Here is a 6017-nt window from a genome sequence, read left to right as displayed (position 1 = left end):
AACGATTTCGGTTTCCCTCGAAATTGGCTCATTCATGAACCGTTACATACCTGAGCTTTGTAACCCTCAGCTACTTACTCCCACTCAAGTGTCACATCAGTTTAGTCGTGACAATGAACAACACATAGATTTGGTGATATGGGCAGCTAGTAAATACCTTACATACATTGAAACATTTCTTGCCAGTCAAACTCCTGCCCGAAATATTTCTATCAGTGTGAATTCAAGATCATCTGTATGAGTGGAAAATTGTTCTCTTTTTATTGGTCCTCGTCCTTATCTAAGTGCGGAAACTGCTCAAACAATTTAGTAATCAGCATATAGAGTTCATCCAGAACCTCCTCTGCTCCTTCCTCATCCACCTCAGTTAACAGTTGCTCCACCCCAGTGATGTGTTGTAAAAGGCGATTGGATTGCTGACGGTCAAGCGAAGACATAGGGCTTATCGGTTCCTGATGGTTGCTAGCAGGTCATTGTAGTCGCTCTTCCAGCCTTACCCAAGCGATTCATCCAAAGCCGCTTTCGTCCGAGCCACCGAAACCCGAACCCGCTCTACTTGCGACTCATAAGCCACCTTTTGTTGTGGCGACGAGTCAACTGGGTTCGCCCTCAAAATTTGCTCATAATAGCGAAAGATTTGGAACGCATAGCTGGCGGTTGCTACCTGTTCCTGGGAAAGAGACGTGATGCGATCGACCAGATCTACACAGGTTGCTGAATGGGGCAGAGCAAATACATCGGCATATAGGGGCGGAAAGATATGCGATCGTGTCTTCAACTCATCCAACAGCTCTATGGCATCCTCAGATAATGCTCCGTCAAAATCAGCCAGCGAGTTGAGCAAGGCTAACAGTAAGGACTTTGAACGTTTCTGCTTCAACTTCAAACCGTACAGGGAATACAACTGCTTCAAAATTCTAGCAAGATCCAAATCAGCAGTTTTTCTCTGGATATATCTTGAGTATTCGTCTCAAGCTGGTTCAGGAGGATAAATTTCTACCGTCGCATTCTTTGCGAAAAAGCGGGCTACTGACTTCGGTTTATCTCCCACAACACAGCCATGAGCAGGATTAACGCATTTCAAGGTTCTAGATAATCCATTGGCTTGATAGGCACGACAGCCTGGATCAGAGACGCACACTGCATCGCCCGAAGCCTCACAAATCTGCGTAGGGCAGTGATGTACTTTCTGCGCCTTTTCAAACGCTTGCTCTGCCAGAATCGCGGCTACAGCATCTTTATCTGCCTCCGTTCCCCGTTTGTAACTTTCCTCAAGTGTTGCTAGACGGGCATGATCGACGGACATATAAGGATCTCTAAACGCCGCTGAAGTTGGACGCCTTTCATTCCAGTCAAATTGCCCAGGATGAAGCCACCGGAAGAGTTTGTCAGACGGCTGAACTTGATGAATCTGAGACATTTAGCTTTCAGTTGCAAATAGCCAGTCAAGTAGAGCGATAACCCCTTCAGAAGAGAAACTTCCTTCCTCTTCTGCGTCATCCGTACACTTTAAGTACTCCAGCGGGCTTTCCATAGTGGACGGCACAAAGATTTCCAGCTCTCTACTCGGAAATCGCCGACCTGCCCACTCAAACAAAATTGCCCCATCTGAACAAGGAGCAATAAATGGAGAGAGCTGTGAGAAATTTGTGCTCCTCGAAAGATAGTAATTATAAATGTCAGAGTATAGATCAAAGGCTCTACTCACCTGCGGTCTCAAAAATCGGGACGCACCGTATCCATCCCAGTTTTCATCTAGTGTTAAAAGATTGCGAAGCCGTTGAAAGGTATTAGTGTTATGAATCCAGTCAAATTGAGTCTGTGAGGTTCTCAAATTAGCAGGGTGTAGAGACTGTGACCTATCATGAGGTGACAACATTTCAAATCTTGTCTGATACTGCCCTGAGAGACTATTTACAGCAACCTCTCTTAAGTAAGGAGCACCTGATGAGGTAGCGATATTGCCGATCTTTCTCGTAAAAAACATACAGACATTCCTCTACTTCAGAAACTCATAATAACTAGGATTCAATGATGAAATGAACGCTTCTTCAATCCGTTCATGAGCTTGATCAAGCCAATTTCTTAGCCACTCTAAGGCTTTTGCATTGTCTTGGAAAGTTGAGGTTTCTTGAGAGATGAAGTCAAGGTCTAAAAGAATTGCAGTATCACCTTCAGGTATTGCAACAACGGCTGTCCTATGGACAAGAGCTGCCTTAGGCAGCTCGTAAGAAAACTCATAGACTTGCTGAAATCCGTTCATTGGTCTATCAATCGGCTTAGGAAATAGAGGAATGACCGTTAGAAAATCATCAATCTTAAACCCTCCTTCTGCTGGCGGTATCAAGTGATTGATGTAACGCAAGCCAATTCGCTTAAGAGTATATGTTCCACAAAGTTTTATATAAATCGTAAAAGCCTTAAAAATAAGTTCTCTGAAGTCTTCCCAGCTTACGTAAGGCTGGAGCCGATTGACAATCAAACGACCACGACCAATCTGAAGCATCGCTGAACCGTCTGTTCGTTTCAATTGAAGCCTCTGAGGGCTAACAAACTGTGGGACACCTCCCACCTCACCAAGTTCAACCTGAAGACTAAATTCATCAACTGGAGTCTGAAACGGAAATTCCTCTCTGACCTCAGCGTAAAACAGTCCTGGCATCGTTAGCTCGTTGCTATCGTCCAGGTTGAACTGAAACTCACATAGAGCCTCTACCAGTGGTTGTGACTTCAGTTGTTCTCCCATACCTTTCCAGACTTTCTAAGCCCACTATGGCACAGAGACATATTGCGTGTATTCCCTTCACGGAATAAACTTGCCAAGCAAAATTTAGCCGTTAATGCAATTTTCCACAAGTTTCTGCTGTAAAGCCTCCCAAAGCTCAAGCTGCTGCTCTAGTTCATGGCGGCGATCGCCCTCAGCTCTTCTCCCCTCGTAAACGCCCTGTCCTGCGAGTTCATCTCTAGCAAGGGCAATCTGCTGTGCGAAAACTTTTGGATAGCTCCTGCCAATCCTCCTGGGTCAACCCGACAGGAGAAACCGACAGGAGACGGCGACCAATACGATCGACCAGTTCACTCTTGGAACGGAACCCCAATTCCTGTGCTAGCGCCTCCAAACCCTCTGCGCCAGTGGGCGTGACGGTCAGGTTGAGACTTTTCTTGAGTTCATCGTGGTAAACGGGTTCTCCCCGCATCCGCTTCTTACCCTTGGGCATAGCAATGAGTTTATGCGCGTTTTCTGCGAATCATGCTAGCACCCTTATCATTGCCCAGTTCACGCGCATATTCTATACTCTTAAGACGCTTTAGAATACGCGCATTAACTAAGCCTTCATTTTATAGAGGGTTATGGAGTTCATGCGGCTTGCAAAATAAAGGCAACTCATCGCCATGCCAAAAGACCTGCTCTTCGCTCAACATCCACTCAATCTCGGAGTAGTGCCATCACCTGTTGACTTACCAGCTCATTTCCCAGAGGTCGAAATGCCCCGTTTCCTCTATGGCGATCGCCTCCAGTGGGTAGCAAAGCAAGATGAAGCCGCAGATTGGGGCATTGTCATTGGACGGTTTTACGGCTTTGCTCCCCATGCTAATGGCTGGCAATGGTGCTATCTGATCTGGCTGGACAACGATGCGCCCAGTGCGCGCTGGGCAGTGGCCGATACAGCCTGGGAAGCCGACCTGGAGCCAAAAGAGCGAGAGGAAAGTGTATGAACCCTCGCCCTCTCAAGCGACGCGAGCACGCATTGATTGCACGCTATAGCGACTGCCAGCTTGGTATGACTCCCCAACGCTTCTACGCTAAATGGGAAGTGAGCCAGGAGTCGGTGGCGAAGCCTGTGCGAAGCACGTATCGCGATCATCTGCTCTCGCTCCATGTCTACAGTGCGACGTTGGTTCAAACGTGGGAAGAGCTATCGTCGTCCCACGCCGACTGATCTGCGCCACCTTGCCCAAATGGATTTCCTGCTGGAACACTTCGAGCACATTCCAGCCGACCTCCTAACCTCGCTGTGTCCCCCGAAGCCAAGCAACTCTAAGGTCGAATAAACCATCTTTAACAGGTCGAAAATGTCAATGCCAGTTTGACCTTTCTTGCGAAGCCATCCCTTTGTAGGGTGGCTTTAATCTTGATCGAAATTGAATATGGTCTATCTTGAACGACTACAGCCCTGGTGCATCATCCGTTTGCTCCCCAACATGCAGCATCTTGTCGTTGTCCGGTTACGTCGCCGTCATGAAGCAGAAGCCTATTTGAAGTCGCTGCGGTGGTTAAATCCAACGATCGGGTACGAAATCGTATTTGATTTACCGGGCAGTCCACAAACCGACTTACAAAGGCAGTCTCAAGCCATCTCTAACCCTACAAAGCCCATCGAGTAGATAGAGGCAGCAACCACTCACGCAGCTTTTTGGTGTAAGGCCATTGCAGCAAAGGGTGTTAGACAACGATGGCAATTGCCATCTTCCCACAGCGCAGGCATTTTGAAGGGTGCTTCACATTTAGCACACTTGCAAAGAAGTTTGAGTTGGTGGCGATCGCACTTCCAAACTGACTTGTACTGCCACTCCATCCGATGGCAAGGCATTTCGCCATAGCAAGCCCCACAGAGCCGAAGGGGAGTCCACTGCATCCCAATACCCTTCGGCGGCAACATTCCTGCTAAGCGCTCGGCACTGACACCGACAACGATCGCTAATAACTCCAGTTCCTGCGGCGCTGGAAACGGATTCAAGTGAAACCGTTCCCAGCGAGCGACGACTGCGCCAATACCTGCCAGTTGTCCCAACCCGCTGGGTGTCAGGTGATTGGGTCGCCGAAAGCGTCCTAGGAAGTGGCTGAAGCTTTCCCCTTCGTAAGGCTCAATCTGAAAGAGCCAAGGTTGGATGTCAACTTCTCCCATTACTTGTACTCCTTGGCGACTTCCTCAAGGATTTTCTTGTCCACCTTTTTGAACCCCGCTGAGAGCGAGCGAATGGCAGCCTCCCGCAGAATCTCATCCATGCGCCCGATATAACCTTCTGTGCCAGCGGTCAAAAGGCGCAGCATTTCCTTACTCGTTAAGTTGGAAGCAACTGGCAGCTTCAGGATTTGCTGTTCCCAAAGAGCAACTGTCTTCGCGAATTCCTCACCAGAAAGCTTACCAAAGCGGTAACAGGCGCGAAAGCGGTTATGGACCTGTTCATCACACTTGATAACCGCATCCAGGCGATCGGTGCCGACCAAAACCACCGAAATTGCTAGTTTGTCGTAAATGTCGCGCACATCCGCAAAGGTTTCGGGTTTCAGGCGATCGGCTTCGTCAATGATCAAGATCTCCACTTCACAGGCCTGAAGCACTTCCATCGCTCTACCCCGAAAGTCTGATATGGTTCCTTTCGTCGCCCGATGCTTTAAGAACTCAATGATTGCTTTGAACAGATCCTTCGCCCCGCATTTTTGAGGGGGTTGGATGTAGACAACCGGAACGATCGGTTTTTTACCCGCTGCTTGCTGCGGCTTGTGGCGATGGAGGTAGGCTGCGCAGGCCACGGATTTGCCCGTTCTGGACTCACCGACGACCCGGCAAGATTGGCGGGATTGACGCTTGCCATCGAGCCAGCTATGCAACCGACTCACCTGCTCCAGAGGCATAATCGTCTTTTTGCGAAGACGATCAATCTCAGTCTTTGATTGGTCTTCGGTGGGCTTAAAATCGCCCAAAACCTCTGCCAATTCCTTTGCCTGCACCATGCTTACCACCCCCCTTTCAGTTCATCAAAATCTATGGGCGTGAAGTCTGCCAAACCCAAATCGAACACGATCTCTGGTTGAGGTTCAGGTGCTTGAAGTGTCGTCTGTTCAGCAGACTTTTCCGGCTGCGATCGCAACAGCTTCTGCTCTTCCTGCTGGCGCTCTTTACGGCTTTTCTTCTTCAAAGAGGCGTCCTCCTCTAGTGGTCTGTCAATTAATTGTTGACGGGTCACAAGGGGGTAAAGTTGAGAAGGATTCCCTTGCCTTCAATTGAATGACG

General features: G+C 48.6%; 11 protein-coding genes. 3 read left to right on the top strand and 8 right to left on the bottom strand.

The window, feature by feature from the left end:
- Positions 1-260: 260 nt before the first annotated feature.
- The 5 genes from C7B82_RS31785 to C7B82_RS00195 form a co-directional block, all read right to left on the bottom strand.
- Positions 261-437: a hypothetical protein gene (locus tag C7B82_RS31785; RefSeq protein ID WP_181357280.1), complete on the bottom strand. Its 177-nt coding sequence runs from the start codon at positions 435-437 to the stop codon at positions 261-263.
- Between the two features lie 56 nt (positions 438-493).
- Entirely contained in the window at positions 494-880 is a 387-nt protein-coding gene (locus C7B82_RS00215) for a hypothetical protein (protein WP_146141004.1), read from the bottom strand.
- Positions 881-970: 90 nt separating this feature from the next.
- Positions 971-1420, bottom strand: a complete 450-nt coding sequence (locus C7B82_RS00210; RefSeq protein ID WP_106254303.1) for a hypothetical protein — start codon at positions 1418-1420, stop codon at positions 971-973.
- 579 nt (positions 1421-1999) lie between these two features.
- Positions 2000-2746, bottom strand: coding sequence for a TIGR04255 family protein (locus C7B82_RS00200; RefSeq protein ID WP_106254301.1), 747 nt, complete (start codon positions 2744-2746; stop codon positions 2000-2002).
- A 217-nt stretch (positions 2747-2963) separates the two neighbouring features.
- Positions 2964-3218: a hypothetical protein gene (locus tag C7B82_RS00195; RefSeq protein ID WP_181357279.1), complete on the bottom strand. Its 255-nt coding sequence runs from the start codon at positions 3216-3218 to the stop codon at positions 2964-2966.
- A gap of 175 nt (positions 3219-3393) precedes the next feature.
- On the opposite strand from C7B82_RS00195, the gene C7B82_RS00190 reads away from it, so the two are divergent.
- From C7B82_RS00190 to C7B82_RS00180, 3 genes are all read left to right on the top strand, one after another.
- The gene (locus C7B82_RS00190; RefSeq protein ID WP_245939659.1) at positions 3394-3717 is read left to right on the top strand and encodes a hypothetical protein; all 324 of its coding nucleotides are present in this window, start codon (positions 3394-3396) and stop codon (positions 3715-3717) included.
- Positions 3714-3941, top strand: coding sequence for a hypothetical protein (locus C7B82_RS00185; RefSeq protein ID WP_245939658.1), 228 nt, complete (start codon positions 3714-3716; stop codon positions 3939-3941). The genes C7B82_RS00190 and C7B82_RS00185 overlap by 4 nt, the downstream gene beginning before the upstream one ends.
- A 208-nt stretch (positions 3942-4149) precedes the next feature.
- Positions 4150-4386 (top strand): hypothetical protein, encoded by a 237-nt coding sequence (locus tag C7B82_RS00180; RefSeq protein ID WP_106254300.1) that lies wholly within the window; start codon positions 4150-4152, stop codon positions 4384-4386.
- 17 nt (positions 4387-4403) lie between these two features.
- Here C7B82_RS00180 and C7B82_RS00175 read toward each other — a convergent pair whose 3' ends face one another.
- Genes C7B82_RS00175 through C7B82_RS00165 form a run of 3 tightly spaced genes read right to left on the bottom strand, consistent with a single transcriptional unit; the run spans position 4404 to position 5922 of the window.
- Positions 4404-4907 (bottom strand): TniQ family protein, encoded by a 504-nt coding sequence (locus C7B82_RS00175; protein ID WP_106254299.1) that lies wholly within the window; start codon positions 4905-4907, stop codon positions 4404-4406.
- Positions 4907-5737 (bottom strand): TniB family NTP-binding protein, encoded by an 831-nt coding sequence (locus C7B82_RS00170; protein WP_106254298.1) that lies wholly within the window; start codon positions 5735-5737, stop codon positions 4907-4909. Before C7B82_RS00170 ends, C7B82_RS00175 begins: the two co-directional genes overlap by 1 nt.
- A 2-nt stretch (positions 5738-5739) precedes the next feature.
- Complete coding sequence (locus tag C7B82_RS00165; RefSeq protein ID WP_219903840.1) at positions 5740-5922, bottom strand: hypothetical protein; 183 nt, start codon at positions 5920-5922, stop codon at positions 5740-5742.
- Between the last annotated feature and the right edge of the window lie 95 nt (positions 5923-6017).

Origin of the sequence: Stenomitos frigidus ULC18 (assembly GCF_003003795.1) — a bacterium.
GTDB classification, from domain to species: Bacteria; Cyanobacteriota; Cyanobacteriia; order Leptolyngbyales; family Leptolyngbyaceae; genus Stenomitos; species Stenomitos frigidus_A.
This window is presented reverse-complemented; position numbering and strand designations above follow the sequence as displayed.